The 16,680-nt window shown below is 70.6% G+C and carries 19 protein-coding genes; 12 read left to right on the top strand and 7 right to left on the bottom strand.

Going from position 1 to position 16,680, the window contains the following annotated elements; translation table 11 throughout:
• Positions 1-70: 70 nt before the first annotated feature.
• The 4 genes from OG485_RS20925 to OG485_RS20910 form a co-directional block, all read right to left on the bottom strand.
• Positions 71-1,540 carry a HAMP domain-containing sensor histidine kinase gene (locus tag OG485_RS20925; RefSeq protein WP_328669851.1) on the bottom strand — a complete coding sequence of 490 codons (1,470 nt, stop codon included), beginning with the start codon at positions 1,538-1,540 and terminating at the stop codon, positions 71-73.
• Positions 1,540-2,271, bottom strand: a complete 732-nt coding sequence (locus OG485_RS20920) for a response regulator transcription factor (protein WP_328669849.1) — start codon at positions 2,269-2,271, stop codon at positions 1,540-1,542. Before OG485_RS20920 ends, OG485_RS20925 begins: the two co-directional genes overlap by 1 nt.
• Before the next feature lie 79 nt (positions 2,272-2,350).
• The gene (locus OG485_RS20915; protein ID WP_328674863.1) at positions 2,351-2,530 is read right to left on the bottom strand and encodes a hypothetical protein; all 180 of its coding nucleotides are present in this window, start codon (positions 2,528-2,530) and stop codon (positions 2,351-2,353) included.
• Between the two features lie 13 nt (positions 2,531-2,543).
• Complete coding sequence (locus OG485_RS20910) at positions 2,544-3,755, bottom strand: S1C family serine protease (RefSeq protein ID WP_328669846.1); 1,212 nt, start codon at positions 3,753-3,755, stop codon at positions 2,544-2,546.
• 479 nt (positions 3,756-4,234) lie between these two features.
• On the opposite strand from OG485_RS20910, the gene OG485_RS20905 reads away from it, so the two are divergent.
• Positions 4,235-5,992 (top strand): trypsin-like serine protease, encoded by a 1,758-nt coding sequence (locus tag OG485_RS20905; protein WP_328669844.1) that lies wholly within the window; start codon positions 4,235-4,237, stop codon positions 5,990-5,992.
• Positions 5,993-6,146: 154 nt separating this feature from the next.
• Here OG485_RS20905 and OG485_RS20900 read toward each other — a convergent pair whose 3' ends face one another.
• Positions 6,147-7,169 (bottom strand): LacI family DNA-binding transcriptional regulator, encoded by a 1,023-nt coding sequence (locus OG485_RS20900; protein WP_328669842.1) that lies wholly within the window; start codon positions 7,167-7,169, stop codon positions 6,147-6,149.
• A 23-nt stretch (positions 7,170-7,192) separates the two neighbouring features.
• The gene (locus tag OG485_RS20895; protein WP_326786971.1) at positions 7,193-8,011 is read right to left on the bottom strand and encodes a winged helix-turn-helix transcriptional regulator; all 819 of its coding nucleotides are present in this window, start codon (positions 8,009-8,011) and stop codon (positions 7,193-7,195) included.
• 252 nt (positions 8,012-8,263) lie between these two features.
• Here OG485_RS20895 and OG485_RS20890 point away from each other — a divergent pair, with 252 nt between their 5' ends.
• The 9 genes from OG485_RS20890 to OG485_RS20855 all read left to right on the top strand — a co-directional run bounded on the left by OG485_RS20890 (position 8,264) and on the right by OG485_RS20855 (position 14,341).
• Positions 8,264-9,142 (top strand): alpha/beta hydrolase family protein, encoded by an 879-nt coding sequence (locus OG485_RS20890; protein ID WP_328669839.1) that lies wholly within the window; start codon positions 8,264-8,266, stop codon positions 9,140-9,142.
• Positions 9,143-9,230: 88 nt separating this feature from the next.
• On the top strand, positions 9,231-9,485 hold the full coding sequence (locus tag OG485_RS20885) for a MoaD/ThiS family protein (RefSeq protein WP_037622382.1): 255 nt from the start codon (positions 9,231-9,233) through the stop codon (positions 9,483-9,485).
• Positions 9,486-9,493: 8 nt separating this feature from the next.
• Complete coding sequence (locus OG485_RS20880) at positions 9,494-10,669, top strand: hypothetical protein (protein ID WP_328669837.1); 1,176 nt, start codon at positions 9,494-9,496, stop codon at positions 10,667-10,669.
• A gap of 170 nt (positions 10,670-10,839) precedes the next feature.
• Positions 10,840-11,583 carry an LmeA family phospholipid-binding protein gene (locus OG485_RS20875; RefSeq protein WP_328669835.1) on the top strand — a complete coding sequence of 248 codons (744 nt, stop codon included), beginning with the start codon at positions 10,840-10,842 and terminating at the stop codon, positions 11,581-11,583.
• A 436-nt stretch (positions 11,584-12,019) separates the two neighbouring features.
• The gene (locus OG485_RS44040; RefSeq protein ID WP_350310325.1) at positions 12,020-12,100 is read left to right on the top strand and encodes a putative leader peptide; all 81 of its coding nucleotides are present in this window, start codon (positions 12,020-12,022) and stop codon (positions 12,098-12,100) included.
• A 154-nt stretch (positions 12,101-12,254) separates the two neighbouring features.
• Complete coding sequence (locus tag OG485_RS20870; RefSeq protein ID WP_328669834.1) at positions 12,255-13,100, top strand: sulfurtransferase; 846 nt, start codon at positions 12,255-12,257, stop codon at positions 13,098-13,100.
• Positions 13,101-13,130: 30 nt separating this feature from the next.
• Positions 13,131-13,418: a DUF1416 domain-containing protein gene (locus OG485_RS20865; RefSeq protein ID WP_054232391.1), complete on the top strand. Its 288-nt coding sequence runs from the start codon at positions 13,131-13,133 to the stop codon at positions 13,416-13,418.
• A gap of 248 nt (positions 13,419-13,666) precedes the next feature.
• A complete protein-coding gene (locus OG485_RS20860) occupies positions 13,667-13,930 on the top strand; it encodes a DUF3099 domain-containing protein (RefSeq protein WP_328450930.1) in 264 nt (87 codons plus the stop codon).
• 15 nt (positions 13,931-13,945) lie between these two features.
• Positions 13,946-14,341, top strand: a complete 396-nt coding sequence (locus OG485_RS20855; RefSeq protein ID WP_328669833.1) for a VOC family protein — start codon at positions 13,946-13,948, stop codon at positions 14,339-14,341.
• Positions 14,342-14,394: 53 nt separating this feature from the next.
• Here the strand turns inward: OG485_RS20855 and OG485_RS20850 are convergent, their stop codons facing one another.
• The gene (locus OG485_RS20850) at positions 14,395-14,757 is read right to left on the bottom strand and encodes a DsrE family protein (protein ID WP_328669832.1); all 363 of its coding nucleotides are present in this window, start codon (positions 14,755-14,757) and stop codon (positions 14,395-14,397) included.
• Positions 14,758-14,882: 125 nt separating this feature from the next.
• Here OG485_RS20850 and OG485_RS20845 point away from each other — a divergent pair, with 125 nt between their 5' ends.
• Together OG485_RS20845 and OG485_RS20840 are read left to right on the top strand one after the other, a co-directional pair.
• On the top strand, positions 14,883-15,692 hold the full coding sequence (locus tag OG485_RS20845; protein ID WP_328669831.1) for a hypothetical protein: 810 nt from the start codon (positions 14,883-14,885) through the stop codon (positions 15,690-15,692).
• Positions 15,689-16,639, top strand: a complete 951-nt coding sequence (locus OG485_RS20840; protein WP_328669830.1) for a hypothetical protein — start codon at positions 15,689-15,691, stop codon at positions 16,637-16,639. The genes OG485_RS20845 and OG485_RS20840 overlap by 4 nt, the downstream gene beginning before the upstream one ends.
• The last annotated feature ends 41 nt before the right edge of the window (positions 16,640-16,680 follow it).

The following is a 16,680-nucleotide window of genomic DNA, read 5'->3' as shown; positions in this document are numbered from 1 at the left end:
GGACGTCGGCCGATGACGAGCGAGCCCCCACCCGTCAGCGGGTGGGGGCTCGCTCGCGCCGGAGAGCGGGTCAGGGCGTGTCGGGCGGGGCCGTCGAAGCCCCCGGAAGGCGTACGGCCGCGATCGTGCCGCCGCCCTCCGCGGGACTCAGCGTCACCTCGCCGCCGCACTGCTGGACCGTGCGGGCCACGATGGACAGGCCGAGGCCCGAACCGGGGAGGGCTCGCGCGTCCGGGGAACGCCAGAATCGGTCGAAGACGTGGGGGAGTTCCTCGCTGGGGATGCCGGGGCCGTGGTCGCGTACGGTCAGTTCGCCGCCCTTCAGCCGGACGTCGATCGTTCCGCCCACAGGGCTGAACTTCACCGCGTTGTCGAGGATGTTCACGATCGCCCGCTCCAGCGCGGAGGGCTCCGCCCGGACGTACCAGGGCTGAAGGTCGGCCGTGATCGTCAGCTCCGGTCCACGCAGCCGGGCCCTGCGCAGGGCCGCTTCCACGGTGTCCTGGAGTGCCACGACCTCCACCCGGTCGGTCGGATGTCCCGCGTCCGATCGCGACAGCGTCTGAAGGTCGCCGATCAGTGCCGCCAGCTCGGTCATCTGCGCGGTCACCGAGATGAGCAGCGCCTTGCGGTCCGCCGGAGGGATCGGCCGGCCGATCTCCTCGCTGCGGGTGAGGAGTTCGATGTTCGTGCGCAGGGAGGTGAGCGGCGTGCGCAGCTCGTGTCCGGCGTCGGCGATGAGCTGCCGCTGTACCTCGCGCGAGGTCGCGAGGGAGGCGGTCATCGAGTTGAAGGAACGGGAGAGCCGGGCGATCTCGTCGTCGCTCTCCTCGTCCACGGGGATGCGGATGGTGAGGTCCTCGGTGCGGGCGACGTGTTCGACGGCCTCGGTGAGTTCGTCGACCGGCCGAAGCCCGGCCCGCGCGACCCAGAGCCCGGCGGCCCCGGCGCCGACCACTCCGATGCCGCCGACGAGCAGCAGCACCAGGGCCAGTTCGTTGAGGGTGGCGTTGGTGCCCTTGAGCGGGACGCCGTACATCGTTGCCGCGTCCGGGTGGATCGTCGTCGTGCCGTCCGGCTTGACGTAGGTCAGGGGGACCGTCAGAACCCGTACCGGGTTGCCCTTGGTGTCGCTGCCGTCGCGGAAGGTGCCATGGTTCGCGACCGGGTTCTTGGCGAAGTCGGTGTCGGTGCCCGTGATCTCGATCTTGCCCGGTGAGAAGGGGGCGACGCAGGACTGACCGTCCGCCGTGATCAGCTGGAGGTAGGACTCGGACTGTGCCTGGAACCCCCTGGCGTCGGGCGGTGTCTGGCCGGACGGGTCGTCCGCGGAGTTGCCGCAGTTGGTGATGGTGCTGGCGATGTTCCTGCCCTGCGGGCGGGCCGCCGAGGACCGCAGCTGGACGTCCAGCTCGTCGTACAGCTTGCGCTGGACGATGAACCAGCACGTCACCGAGACCGCCGCCACCGCGAACGCCACCGCCGCCGCCACCAGGAGGGCCAGGCGTGAGCGCAGGGGCAGAGACCTGAAGCGTTGCATCACTCCGCGCCACCGGACCGCAGCACGTACCCCACGCCCCGCACCGTGTGGACCAGGCGCGGCTCGCCGCCCGCCTCCGTCTTGCGGCGCAGGTACATGACGTAGACGTCGAGGGAGTTCGACGACGGCTCGAAGTCGAAGCCCCAGACGGCCTTCAGGATCTGTTCGCGGGTGAGGACCTGGCGCGGGTGGGCCAGGAACATCTCCAGCAGGGTGAACTCGGTGCGGGTCAGCTCCACCGGGCGCCCCGCACGGGTGACCTCGCGCGTCGACAGGTCCATGCGCAGGTCGCCGAAGGTCAGCGCGTCGTCCTCGACCACCGCGCCCGCGGATGCCGCGTACGAGCTGCGCCGCAGCAACGCGCGGATGCGGGCGAAGAGTTCGTCGAGCTCGAAGGGCTTGACGAGATAGTCGTCCGCCCCGGCGTCCAGCCCGGTGACCCGGTCGCCGACCGTGTCCCGGGCCGTCAGCATGAGGATGGGCGTGGTGGTGCCCGCGCCACGCATCCGGCGGGCCGCGGTGAGGCCGTCCATGCGGGGCATCTGGATGTCGAGGACGACCAGGTCGGGCTGGTAGGCCGTCGCCTTCTCCAGGGCGTCCGCGCCGTCGACGGCGATCTCGGTGTCGTACCCCTCGAAGGCGAGGCTGCGCTTGAGTGCGTCGCGCACGGCCGGCTCGTCGTCGACGATCAGGATGCGCTGGGTGTCACGGTCGCCTTCGGCGGAGCTCATGGGCGTCGGGTTCCTCGGGTGGGATGGGGTGTGATCCGGTGTTTTCAGCCTCGCACGTTCCTGGCTGTCCCGGAATGGATCAGCTTCGTACGGTACGGCGGCGGCCGGACGTGCGGCGCTGGGCGGGCCTGGACACGGCGGGGGCCAGTTCGGGGGCGCGCCGGACGGGCGGGTGCAGTTCGCGGGCGACCGCCAGGGCGACGCCGAATCCGGCCGGGCCGGCGGCCGACGCGGTGTGCTGGAAGCTCTTGATCATCATGGCGACCTCCGGGTCAGCTGTCGGAACCGCCGGCCCGCAGCGTGGCCAGGTCGGACTTGACGGTGTTGATCGGGATGGCGAAGCCGAGGCCGACGCTGCCCGCGCTGGACGAGGACGACGAGGAGTCCGAAGCGGCCGAGTACATCGCGGAGTTGATGCCGACGATGTTGCCGTTCATGTCGATGAGGGCGCCGCCGGAGTTGCCCGGGTTGAGCGAGGCATCGGTCTGGAGGGCCTTGTACGTCGTCGTGGAGGAGCCGGTGTCGCCGTTGAACTGCCGGCCGCCGAACTCGAACGGCCACTGGCCGTTGCCGTCGCCCTGCTGTTGCTGCTGGCCCTGGCTCTCGTCGGTGGAGACGGTCACGTCCCGGTCGAGGGCGGAGACGATGCCGCTGGTGACGGTGCCGGTCAGGCCCTCGGGGGAGCCGATCGCGACGACCTGGTCGCCGACCTGGACGCCGTCGGAGTTGCCGAGTGTCGCGGGCTTCAGACCGGACGGCGCGTTGTCCAGCTTGATCAGCGCGAGGTCCTTCTTGCTGTCGGTGCCGACCACGCTCGCGGCGTACGACTTGCCGTTGTTCAGCTGCACCTTGATCGGGGAGGCGCCCGAGACGACGTGGTTGTTGGTGATGATCTCGCCGCCGGTCGTGATGATCACGCCCGAGCCGGTGGACGAGCCCGCGTTCGAGGTCGCGCTGATCTCGACGATGCTCGGGCTGACCGCCTTGGCGACGCCGGAGACCGTGCCGCGCTGGCTGGTGGGCACCACGTTGGCGCTGGTGGTGCTGGAGGTGGCGACGGTGTCGTTGCCGGTCAGCTCCTGGAAGGCGTACGCGGTACCGCCGCCGATCGCCGCCGCGACGATCGCCACTGCGGCGAGCAGGGCGAACGGACCCTTGGCGCGCCGCCGGGCGGTCGCGTCGGCGGGGGGCTCGGGGTGGCCGGCGCCCACCGTGGCGAACACGGCGGTGGTGCCGGCGGGGTCGGGCCCGGGGTGGCCGGCGTACGGGGTGTGGCCGCCGTGCCCGCCGCTGCCGCCGTGACCGGAGCCCGGCCACACGGTGGTGCCCGGCTCGACGTGGACGGGCGCGCCCGGGTCGTACGCCGGGGGCGGCGGCCACTCGGGGTTCACGGGGGAGGAGGCGTGCGACTGCTGCTCCGGGTACGCGGACCCGTGGTGGTCGCCCTGGGGGTACTCGCCGCTACGGCGGAAGCTCTCGGTCATGAAAAAAGCTTGTCCCCCGATCATGAGAGCTCCCTGAGTGGCCCCTGAGAAGCCCGACAGAACCTCGTATGCCCTATATAAAGGCGCTTTCCGTGAGCCTGCCGTGAGACTTCTGTGGGCACCGCCAGGGCTGCCTGTGACCCCTCGCCGTGACCCCTCGGGGTGTGCCTCCGCCGGGATTTTCGCCGCGCTTCGCCGCGTATCCGGCCGTGCACCGTGTGTGGTCTCGCCTCTCCCCGGCGAACGGCGGGTTGCGTTCGGGTGATGTCCCGGAACGCCGGGGGCGAACACTCTTCCGACCGTTGTGAAGACCGTGGCCCAGAGATCGGTGAGGCCTACGATTCCGGGGCCGGAGGGGGGCTCCGCGGTTACGCCCGATGTCGATGCAAGCGATTGCCGTCGACGGTCGGGCCGGTGCGTCGTACGCCCTTCTCGGGCCTCTGACGAGAAGCAACACGCACCCACACCAGGAGTCCTGAGTGATACCTGCCCTGCGCGACCGCTGGAGACGCCCCGCCACGGCGTTGCCGACGGCCGCTCTCGCGCTGGCGCTGACCTGCGCCGGCGCCCTCGCGGCACAGCCCGCCTCCGCGGCCGGTGACCCGGCCGGACTGCCCGACGCGAGCGTCGCCCAGTCCACCGCGGCGCCCGCGCCGACCGCCTCCGACAAGGAGCTGCGCCACCGCGTCGTCGAGGCCGCCAAGACCCAGGCGACCCCCGGAACGGCGCCCAAGAAGACGCCGTTCATCATCGGCGGCAGCGAGACGACGATCTCCTCCGCGCCGTGGATGGTCCAGCTCTCCTACTACGACAGCACGGCGGGGACCGGCTACTTCTGCGGCGGCACCCTCGTCGCCCCGAACAAGGTCCTCACCGCGGCCCACTGCGTCGCCGGTCTGGACTGGGCGGACAACGGCGCGGTCGTCGCCGGTGCCACCGGTCTGCTGGACGACACCAACGGCACCGTCGCGGGCGTCTACCGCCAGTGGAACCACCCGCACTTCGACGGCTCGACCCTGCAGAACGACGTCGCCGTCCTCACCCTGGACCGTCCGCTGGAGAATCAGTGGGCGAAGCTGGTGGCCGCGGGCGACAGCGCCTCGTACAAGGCCGGCAACTCCGCCACCGTCTACGGATGGGGCCTGACCTCGGGCGCCGCGGACGCCGACCTGTCGGCGAACCTGCGCAAGGTCACCCTGCCGCTGGTGTCGGACTCGACCTGCAACAGCGCGATGAACACCGTCCTCGGCGAGGACGACTTCATCGAGGGCTCGATGTTCTGCGCGGGCACCCCGGCGACCGGTGTCGACGAGGGCACCAAGAGCCCGTGCAACGGTGACTCCGGCGGCCCGGTGATGTTCGGCGGCAAGATCGTCGGCATCGTCTCGTGGGGCGTCTCCGGCTGCACCGCCAAGGGCGCCTACCCGGTGTTCACCAAGGTGTCCTCGTACACCTGGGCGGCCCAGCCCCGCATCGACGACGCGGACCTGACGTTCGACGGCCGCGCCGACCTGCTGGAGCGCACGCCCTCCGGCGGTCTGTTCGAGCAGGACAGCAAGGGCACCTCCCTCGCCGCCCGCGCCTACCAGGGCAACGGCTGGCAGAACGCGAGCTGGGTCCTCCAGGCCGATCTGGACCGGGACTTCTACCAGGACCTGATCATGCGGGACAAGGGCGACGGCAAGCTCTACCGCAGCTACCTGAACCACAGCTCGGGCGATTTCGAGTGGATGCAGATCAGCTCGGTGTGGGGCGGCTACAAGTCGTACGCCGTCCCCGGCGACCTGACCGGTGACGCCCGCCCCGACCTGGTCGCGGTGGACGCGGACGGGTCGGTCTACCTCTACCCCGGCAAGGGCACCGGCCAGTTCTACGGCCGCGTCAAGATCGTCGACAGGGCGTGGAAGAACGTCAAGATCTTCGGTCACGGCGACCTGTCCGGCGACGGCCGCGCCGACCTGCTGGTCCGCAACAGCTCGGGCGTCCTGTACCTCTACCGGGGCACGCAGGTCGAGAAGACCCCGTTCTCCGCGCGCATCCAGGCCCGTACGGGCTGGAACTTCACCTCGTACGTGGCCAACGGCGATGTGACCGGTGACGGGACCGCGGACGTCATCGCCCGCGACTCGGGCGGCACGCTCTGGCTCTACCCGGGCACCGGCAAGGCCTCCAGCAGCCTCTTCGGCACCCGTAAGAGCCTCGGCACCGGCTTCAACCAGTACAACCTGCTGTTCTAGGTCCCGCCAGACCTGTCGCGGCACACGGAGATCCCCGCGTCCCCTCAGGGGCGCGGGGATCTCCGCTGTCGTCCGTGTGTGGTGTCCGCACGTGGTGTCCGTTCGCGGGGTCCGCACGTGCGGTGCGCGGGGCGGCAGGCCGCCCCGGAGGGGCTTACTCGCAGCCGCAGGACTGGCGTGTCACCAGGCGCGAGGGGAACAGCTTCAACCGCTCGCGGCGGGAGCCGGGCACCCGCAGCCCGTCGTCCAGTACGAGATCCACGGCCGCGCGGGCCATCGCCGGCCGGTCCGATGCGATCGTTGTCAGAGGAGGATCGGTCAGGGCCGCTTCCTTGACGTCGTCGAACCCGGCGACCGCGAGCTGACCCGGCACGTCGATGCGCAGCTCGCGCGCGGCGCGCAGGACACCGATCGCCTGGTCGTCCGTGGAGCAGAAGATGGCCGGCGGCCGGTGCGGTCCGGCGAGCAGTTCGAGGCCGACCTTGTAGGCGTCGTACCGGTTGTACGGGGCCTCGAAGAGGCGTCCCTCGGTCGGCTTGCCGGCCTCCTGCATGGCACGGCGCCAGCCCTCGACGTGGTCGGAGACGGGGTCGCCGACGGCGGGGGTCTCGGCCGTACCGCCGAGACAGGCCACGTACTCGTACCCGTGCTCCAGAAGGTGCCGGGTGGCGAGCTGGGCGCCCCCTATGTCGTCGGTGACGACGGCGACGTCGTCGATCGCCTCGGGGCGCTCGTGGAGGAGCACCACGCGGGCGTCCCACGCGTCGATCTCGGCGGCCGCGTGGTCGTTCAGCGCGTGGCTGACGAGGATCAGTCCGGAGACCCGCATGCCGAGGAAGGCGCGCAGATAGTGGACCTCGCGCTCGGCGATGTAGTCGGAGTTGCCGACCAGGACCATTTTCCCGCGCTCGGCGGCGGCCTGTTCGACGGCGTGCGCCATCTCCCCGAAGAAGGGCTGGCGCGCGTCCGGCACGATCAGTCCTATGAGCTCGGTCTTCCGCGATGCCATGGCCTGGGCGACCCGGTCGGGCCGGTACCCCAGCTCCTTGATCGCGGCGAGAACGCGCTCGCGCGTGGCCGGGGCGACCGGCCGGGGTCCGTTGTTGATGACATAGCTGACGACGGCGGTGGACGTACCCGCCAGTCGCGCTACATCATCCCTAGTCACCTTGGCCACGCGCGGAGTCTACGCGGATTGACCTACCTCTGGGCAGGGCGTACGGCGGCTTCCTGCGGCTCCACGGCGGCCTGCGCCGGGGCGGCGGCGTCCGTGCGCGCCGTCTCGTCCGCATCCTCCGGCTTTGGCTGGGCCGCTTTGGCCTTCGCCCCGTCCGCGGCGCGCTCCACCTTCTCCGGGGTAACGAATCGGTAACCGACGTTCCGGACGGTTCCGATCAGCGACTCGTGCTCGGGTCCGAGCTTCGCGCGCAGCCGCCGTACGTGGACGTCGACCGTCCGCGTACCGCCGAAGTAGTCGTAGCCCCAGACCTCCTGGAGGAGCTGGGCGCGGGTGAAGACGCGGCCCGGGTGCTGCGCGAGGTACTTCAGGAGCTCGAACTCCTTGAAGGTCAGGTCGAGGACCCGGCCCTTGAGCTTGGCGCTGTAGGTCGCCTCGTCCACGGAGAGGTCGCCGTTGCGGATCTCCATCGGGGAGTCGTCGTTGACGATCTGCTGGCGGCCCATCGCGAGCCGCAGGCGTGCCTCGACCTCGGCGGGGCCCGCCGTGTCGAGGAGGACGTCGTCGATGCCCCAGTCGGCCGTGACGGCCGCGAGGCCGCCCTCGGTCACGACGAGGACGAGCGGACAGCCTGGTCCCGTGGAGCGCAGGAGCTGGCACAGGCTGCGCACCTGCGGGAGGTCACGGCGTCCGTCGATCAGGATGACGTCGGCACCGGGGGTGTCGACGAGAGCCGGGCCTTCGGCCGGCGCCACGCGCACGTTGTGCAGCAGCAGGCCGAGAGCGGGAAGCACCTCCGTCGACGGCTGAAGGGCGTTGGTCAGGAGCAGAAGAGAGCTCATCGAGCCTCACCCACTCGGGTCGTCCTGCCTTCGTGCACGGTTCGCTCGCCCATAACGTCTGGTTCCTCCTCGGTCCCTGCGAGGACGTTTGCGGCACTGCTCGGTACTCGCGGCTCCCGCGCCTCCAGGATCCGCTGCGCCTTGGCGGCCCGTACACCTGCGGTTTCCCGCTTCGTATACAACGCTTCCGAAAGCACAAAAGGACCCGGGGGCTACTCTGCCCGAGTCCTCATGCCCAGCAGAATAGCCCACATGAGCTCAGGTCCGGCAGGTCAAGTGACGCGATCTTTCAAAAGTCCACGCCTTGAGACAACGTCACGCGTCCCTTCGCGGACGTTTCTGCGCACGGTCGACGGTGTGACGATCGATGCGGCGTACGACCCCGGAGCGGAGTCTTCCGGTGACCTTGCGTTCATCGTCGCACACGGATTCACGGGCGGTCTGGACCGTCCGCACGTCCGCCGCGCGGCCGGCGTCCTCGCCCGGGAAGGGGCGGTGGTCACCTTCTCCTTCCGCGGTCACGGCGGATCGGGCGGCCGTTCCACGGTCGGTGACCGTGAGGTCCACGATCTGGCGGCGGCGGTCGCCTGGGCGCGTGAACTCGGGCACACCCGGATCGTGACGGTCGGCTTCTCGATGGGCGGCTCGGTGGTGCTGCGCCACGCGGCGCTCTACGGCGGGAAACCCGCGGGTGGTGAGCCGGTGCCCGGCCTGGAGCACGAGGGGCGCACGGAGGCGCGTACGGACGCGGTGGTGTCGGTGAGCGCGCCGGCCCGCTGGTACTACCGGGGTACGGCCCCCATGCGACGGGTGCACTGGCTGGTGACCCGTCCGGCGGGCCGGATCGTGGGCCGGGTCGGTCTGCGGACCCGTATCCACCACCGGGACTGGAACCCGGTGCCGGCGTCCCCGGTCGAGTGCGTCCCGCACATCGCGCCGACCCCGCTCCTCATCGTCCACGGCGACCGGGACGGCTACTTCCCGGTCGACCACCCGCGCATGCTGGCCGACGCCTCCGGCGGGCACGCCGAACTGTGGCTGGAGCACGGCATGGGGCACGCGGAGAACGCCGCCGCCGACGGCCTGCTCAGCCGTATCGCGGGCTGGGGCGCCGCCCATGCGGGAATTTGACGACAGGAACTAGCCTGGCGGGGTCCACGCGCACAGGTGCGCGGACACCACACACAAGAGCACACCAGATCGCTGATTGAGGAACGAGATGGCAAAGGGCACGGTGCGTTACTGGGCCGCCGCCAAGGCCGCGGCAGGCGTCGGCGACGAGCCGTACGACGCCGGCACGCTCGCCGAGGCGCTCGACGCGGCCCGCGAACGGCACCCCGGCGAATTCGTCCGCGTCCTGCGGCGATGCTCGTTCCTGATCGACGGTGATCCCGTGGGGACCCGCGGGCATGAGACGGTACGGCTGGCCGAGGGCGGCACGGTCGAGGTGCTCCCGCCGTTCGCAGGAGGGTGAGCGAGACGATGAGCAACCAGCCGTACGAGGGTCGCCGCGAGGGATACGACCCGTATCAGCAACCGCAGGGGCACCCCTCGCAGGAGCCCCAGCAGCACGCCGACTGGCCGCAGCACACCCAGCAGTGGGAGGGGCGGACCTGGGAGACCCAGGCGCAGGCACCGGTCCAGGAGGCCGACAGCTCGTACCTGCCTCCGCAGGGCTACCAGACCTACGGCGAGTCCCAGGGGTACGGCGGCGTCGCGGGGGCGGCCCTGCCGCCCGAGGCTCCGGCGCAGCCGTGGAACCCGGACCACGCTCCGGCCGCCGACGGACCGGCCGACCCGTCCCGCCCCGGCGGGACGCTCCGTGACGGCGGGACCCCGCCCGAGAGCGTGAGCGAGGCCGACGTCGCCTACGGACCCGCGACGGTCACCGGACAGAGCCGGATCACCGACGCGCAGCGCGCCCGCGCCGAGGGACGGTCGCCGGTCATCGAGCCGGGCCTCCAGCCGGCCGCGCTGACGGCGCTGCTCGCGCTGCTGCTCTCGGGGACGGCGGCGATCGGGGAGTACGCGCTCGTCGTGCCGCTCGTCCTGCTCCAGGCCGTCACCGCGGCCGGCTGGTTCCGGCTGAACGGGATGTGGCCCGCCCGGCAGGGCATCGCGCTGGCGTTCCTGGGCGCGGTGACCGCCGACGTGGCGCTGCTCGTCGCCGGCCGGGAGAACGCGCCCGCCGCGATCCTCGGCACCCTCGGCGTGTGGGTCCTGCTGACCCTCGTGCTCCAGCTCCGCAGCCACGCCGACCCGGACACCCGGATGTACGGCCTGATGGCGACCGTCGTCTCCGCGGCGCTGTCGATCATCGCGGCCGGTCATCTGGCGGCCGAGCCGGACGCCGTCACGGTGGGCGCGGCCGCGGTCGCCGCGGCGATCCTGGCCCGCGCGCTGCCGCTGCCCACGGCGGCCTCCGTGGTCGTCGCGCTGCTGGCCGCCGCGGGCGCCGGCATCGCGGTCGGCGGGATGACGGACCTGGGAACGCAGGGCGCCTTCCTCGGCCTCGGCGCGGGTGCCTGCGCGCTGATCGGGCACCGGGTGGCGAGCTACGACTACCCGTCCCGCTTCGTCCACTTCACCGCGGGTGTGGCGCTGCCGCTGGCCGCCGCCGCTCCGGCGGTCTACCTGCTCGGCCGGGCGCTGGGCTGACCGGCCGGTCGGGCGGCCGGTTGCGGTCGTGCGGCCGCTCGAATTTCGTCACAGGTGATCGACAACCACCTCGAAGGGCCCCCGATTCGGGGGCCCTTCGGGGTTAGGCTCGCGTTCGGTGGCCACTCGGCCGTCCAGACGGGGCCGTCCCATGTGGGGGAACAACGAGCATGCGCGCACTGCGAATATCCCTGATTCTGTTAGTCGTTCTCGGCGGACTGTTCGTGCTCGCCGACCGGGTGGCCGTCGGGTTCGCGGAGGACGAGGCGGCGGACCGGATCAAGAGCACGGAAGGCCTCACCGTCACCCCCGACGTGTCCATCGAGGGCTTCCCCTTCCTGACCCAGGTCCTCGGCGGCGAACTCGACGACGTGAAGATCGGCATCAACGACTACGAGGCGTCGACGGGCGGCACGGGCTCCGCCACGGGCACGATCCGCATCGACGACCTCGACGCCGAGATGCACGGTGTCGCCTTCAGCGGCGACTACAGCTCCGCCACCGCCGGCAGTGCCACCGGCACCGCGTCGATCTCGTACGCCGAGCTGCTCAAGGCGGCCAAGCCCGAGCCCGTGGAGGTGGCGCCTGGCGTCAAGGCCCAGATCATCGGCCTCTCCGACGGCGGCAACGGCAAGATCAAGGTGACCGTCTCGGCGACCGTCTTCGGCAAGAAGTTGTCCGAGCCGGTCTCGGTGCTCAGCTCCCTCAGCGTCTCCGGCGGCACCGTGAAGGTGCACGCCGATTCCCTGCCCAAGCTGGGCGTCCAGCTCGCCGAGGGCCGGATCCGCTCGATCACCGACTTCCAGCAGAAGATCGAACAACTGCCGGGCGGTATCAAGCTCGACAAGGTCGAGGCGGCTCCGGACGGTGTCGAGATCTCGGTGAAGGGTTCGGACGTCAGGCTCGTGGGGTAGAAGGCTCGACCGGACCGGCGGGGTCGCAGGCAGCGGTTCGAAGTCAGCGGTTCGAAGGTTCCGGCCGACCGGTCCCGTCCGGGGCGGAGTGACGGTCTGAGCGGCCCGGGCCGGCGTGGGTGTGCCGCAGGTCCGGGCCGGCGTGGGTGTGCCGCGGGGCAGATGGGCGAGTGTGCCGCCGGTCGGATGGCTGAGTGAGCGGCCGGTCAGGGCCGGTCCGGACCGGCGGGAGGCGCCTCCGGCGGGGTGTTGTCCGAAAGGCGAGACGGCCCCGTCCGTACCGCAGATGGACTGCCGAGACGGAGACCGGCCCGGGGCCCCGGAATCCGTGCGGGACGGGCTCCGGGGGCCTTCTCGTTCCACAGTGCGGACGATCGCGTCTCAGCATCCGACACACCGGTGACATGCCCGCCTGTCCGTCCCTACGATCGGACCCATGAAGCGACAGGCGGACCTCACGAAGCGGCGGGCAGTAGACCTGTGCCGCGTCGCCGCCATGCTCTGTCGCACCTTCTGAGCGGAAGCGTTTCCGTCTTCCGCGAGCCGGGCCCCTGGACCTCTCTTGTCCGGGCCACGATTGCGCCGCGCAGCCCTCACCGGCATGCAGCACCGCACCGCGCACCCTCTCCAAACGCACCACCCCGCCGCAACTGCCCCGGAGGAGAACGAGCATGAGCCGCAGCGACGTCCTGGTAGACGCCGATTGGGTCCAGGACCACCTGGACGACCCGAACGTGGCGGTCGTCGAGGTCGACGAGGACACCTCGGCGTACGAGAAGAACCACATCAAGAACGCCATCCGGATCGACTGGACCAAGGACCTCCAGGACCCGGTCCGCCGTGACTTCATCGACCAGGAGGGCTTCGAGAAGCTCCTCTCGTCGAAGGGCATCGGCAACGACACGCTGGTCGTCCTCTACGGCGGCAACAACAACTGGTTCGCGTCCTACGCCTACTGGTACTTCAAGCTCTACGGCCACGAGAACGTGAAGCTGCTCGACGGCGGCCGCAAGAAGTGGGAGCTCGACTCCCGCGACCTGGTCGACGGCTCGCAGATCCCCGAGCGCGCCGCCACCGCGTACGAGGCCAAGGCCCAGAACACCTCGATCCGCGCCTTCCGTGACGACGTCGTCGCCGCGATCGGCTCGCAGAACCTGGTCGACGTCCGGTCGCCCGACGAGTTCAGCGGCAAGCTGCTCGCCCCGGCGCACCTGCCGCAGGAGCAGTCGCAGCGTCCGGGCCACGTCCCGAGCGCCCGCAACATCCCGTGGTCGAAGAACGCCAACGACGACGGCACCTTCAAGTCGGACGACGAGCTCAAGGAGCTCTACGCCGCCGAGCAGGTCGACCTCGCCAAGGACACGATCGCCTACTGCCGCATCGGTGAGCGTTCCGCGCTCACCTGGTTCGTGCTGCACGAGCTCCTCGGTGTGCAGAACGTCAAGAACTACGACGGCTCCTGGACCGAGTACGGCTCCCTCGTCGGCGTGCCGATCGAGCTCGGCGCCAACAAGTAACCCCCAAGGCCTGAAGGACGGAATCGAAATATGTGTGGAGCGAAGGCCGGCGGCCCCGACGCCTCGACGATCAAGCCCGGTGAGACCACGATCCAGGGCCAGGTGACCCGCGACGGCGAGCCGGTGACGGGCTACGTCCGTCTGCTGGACTCGACCGGCGAGTTCACCGCGGAGGTCCCCACCTCCGCGACGGGTCAGTTCCGCTTCTACGCGGCCGAGGGCACCTGGACCGTCCGCGCGCTGGTCCCCGGTGGCACCGCCGACCGCACGGTCGTCGCCCAGACGGGCGGCCTCGCCGAGGTCGCGATCGCCGTCTGAACGGCGGACCGCCGTCGATGACGGCAGTCGACTGAACGGCCGAAGGGCCGCACCCCCGGGGGTTGGACGCTTACCGGATCGGGGTGCGGCCCTTCGGCTTGCCCGAGCGACACCCGCGTCGGCCGCCCGCCCGGCCGTGCCCTTGTGCCCCGGCCTGCGTTCCCGCCTGCGCTCCGCCCCGTGCCCGCAGGCCCTCCGGGGCCCGTCGGTACTGCGCCGGACGGGTTGTCCGGGCCTACGCTGGTGGTATGTACGCGCGCAGGCGTCATCTGTATTTCGCCATGATGGGGACGTGCGTCGTGCTGTTCGTCCTCGCCTGGGCAGTCGTACGGCTGTGGTCGGTCCCCGCGGCCGTCGCCATGTGCGTGGTGGCCATGCTGATTCCGCCGGTGGCCGCGATGGTGGCCAACCGGCGGGGGCCCGAGGACCGATGGTGGGACGACCCGTCCGGGGACCCGAAGTCCGACGAGTGGTGGGACGAGCTGGACGGCAAGAAACGGCGGCAGCAGTAGGAGCGGAAAGCGTCTATGTCGCGTACGAGGTTGTCCACCGTGGTGCTCGACGCGCCCGATGCCCATGAACTCGCCGGCTTCTACCGGAGGCTGCTCGGGTACGAGGTGCGGGCCGAGGAACCCGACTGGGTGCTCATCGGCCCGCCGTTCGGAGAGGTCGCGCTCGCCTTCGAGACCGAACCGCTCTACACACCGCCGGTGTGGCCCGCCGGTCCCGGCGACCAGCGGATGATGCTCCATCTCGACATCGAGGTCGACGACCTGGCCGAGGAGACCGTCCGTGCCGTGGAGCAGGGCGCCCGGCTCGCGGAGCATCAGCCCCAGGAGGACGTACGGGTGCTGTTCGACCCGGCGGGCCACCCCTTCTGTCTCTGGGTGGACACCCGCGGGCGGCGCAGACGGGGTCAGTAGCGGCGCGCGGACCGCGACGGCGACCAGGGCCGCCCCTGTCGGCGGAACGGCGGTCAGTAGACCAGCGCCTGTGTCCCGTCCGCCATCGCCTCCTGCACGAACACCTGCGCACCGGCGATCCGTACGCCCTCCAGGACGTCCTTCTCCGTGATGCCGCGCCGGGCCGCGCACTGGGTGCACAGGGTGATGCGTCCGGCCGCCAGGATCGAGTCGATCAGATCGGGCAGCGGTGCCGCGTGCGGCAGCTCGAACTCGCCGGCGCGGCCCGGCAGCGCGAACCAGGAGGACTCGCCGGTCAGCCAGAGGGAGACCTCCACACCACTGGCCACGGCCACCGCGGCGACGGTGAACGCCTGTGAGCACCGCTCCGGGGCATCGGCCCCCGCCGTCACCTTGATCACGAGCTTGTTCGCCATGGCCGCCATGGTAGTCCGAGGTAGTCCGAATCGTGATCAACGTCCGTACAACCTCATGTACCAGCCATGGGTCTCCTGTGCGCGCGGATACGGAATCCGCACTTCACGTTCTGTGGGGGGACGTCTTGGTAGTACCCGAAGCACCCGAAACACCGGAAAGACCGAGCGCGCCCGACGACGCGCCGGTCGTCGATCCCGGTACGGCGTCGGACGCTCCGTCAGGGCCCGGGCCCCGTCGGCGCGGTCGTACGACGCTGCTCATCGCCACGGCCGCCGTGCTCGGTCTCGTCGCCGGTACCTGCGCCGGATATCTGGTCCAGGCCGATCGCAAGCCCACGAAGCTGCCCTCGCTGTCGCAGCCGGTGGTGGCCCGGGCCAAGGGGCCCGGTCCCGAACCGATGTCCGCCGCCCAGGACCACCGGGTGAGGACGGACGGCGACCTGCGCAAGCTGCTGATCTCCCGGCCCAAGGGCGCGAAGGCGGGCGACTGGGCGGGCGACGACGGCTGGATGAACCTGACGGAGTACTCGGACTCCTTCAAGGAACCGGTCGACGCCTTCGCCGACCTCACCGCCGACCAGTTCCGCCGCGTGGCCGTCGTCACCTGGGATCAGGGCAGCACCTACTCCGTGGAGATCCGCCTGGTGCAGTTCCGCCAGGAGGAGACCCTCAAGGCCTCCGAGGAGGCCGAGAACGGGTACTACTGGGCGGAGAAGAAGTCCGGCACCAAGAGCTGGTCCGTCCCCGGCACCGGGGACGGCATGGCGTACGTCCACACCCGGCCCGAGACGAAGCCGGGCTACCTCCCGGTCTACTCGGCGGAGGCACACGCCTGGCGCGGAGACGTCGCCATGGAGGTCTGGATCTACGACACCAAGCCGATCCCCAAGGACAAGATCATGGATCTGGCCAAGCGGCAGGTGGGACGACTGTGAGCGAGAACCCTGCCGAGAAGCCCACCGAGAACCCTGCCGAGAACATCGGCGAGAACATCGGCGAGAAGCCCACCGAGAACATCGTTGAGAAGCCGGCCGGGAACCTCGCCGACGACCTCGCCGAGAAGCCGGCCGAGGACCCCCTCGCCGAGCTTCCTGGGGAGCCGGTCGGCGAGTCCGTCGCACCCAAGCGGCGGTTGCGCCTCGGTCGTGTCGCCGCCGTCTCCGGTGCTGTCCTGCTGGTCGCGGCGGTGCTTGGTGGTGCCGGCTGCACCGTCGTGACCGTGGACGGGGCGGACCGTGATCCTGGGAAGCCCACCTGGCGTTTTCCGAAGGCGACGAAGGCCACGAAGGACAAGGACGTGAACGCCGAGGCGGCCACCGGGCTCGCCGGCATGCTCCTGCCCTACGGCGACGCCTACATGCGCGGCCCCGACCTCGCCGAGTTCGGGACGGACGCGGAACTGAGCGGTGGTCAGGCCACCGCGCTGCGCAAGGAGTCGCTCCGTGACCTGCCGCGCACCCAGCGGCGGCAGCTGGAGAAGGAGATCGACAAGGAGCGCATCAAGGGCGTGGTGATGCGCAGTTACCTCAGCACGGAGGCTTACGGCGCCGACTACAAGAAGGCCTTCACCGCGAGCGTCACGCTGTCCCAGATGGCGAACCAGCGGACCGTGCGGGACATCTCGACGAAGCAGATCCAGCTGCTCGACGCGCTCGGTATCTTCCGCAAGGGCCCGAAGGTCGAGGGCCACAAGAACATCGGCTGCTTCCTGCCGCCCAAGGACAGTTCCGAGAAGCTCGACATGATGGTCTGCTCCGCGTACACGGGAGACGTCCTGGTGAGCGTGACCGTCTCCGGCGTCAAGCCGCTGGACGGCCCCGCCGTCACCCGCTTCCTGGCCGCCCAGCTCGACAGGATCACGGACCCGGGGGAAGCCGTATGACCGAGAACCTTGCTACGCCTGTCGCTTCGGAAGAACACCCC

Origin of the sequence: Streptomyces sp. NBC_00328 (assembly GCF_036139655.1) — a bacterium.
Taxonomy (GTDB): Bacteria; Actinomycetota; Actinomycetes; order Streptomycetales; family Streptomycetaceae; genus Streptomyces.
This window is presented reverse-complemented; position numbering and strand designations above follow the sequence as displayed.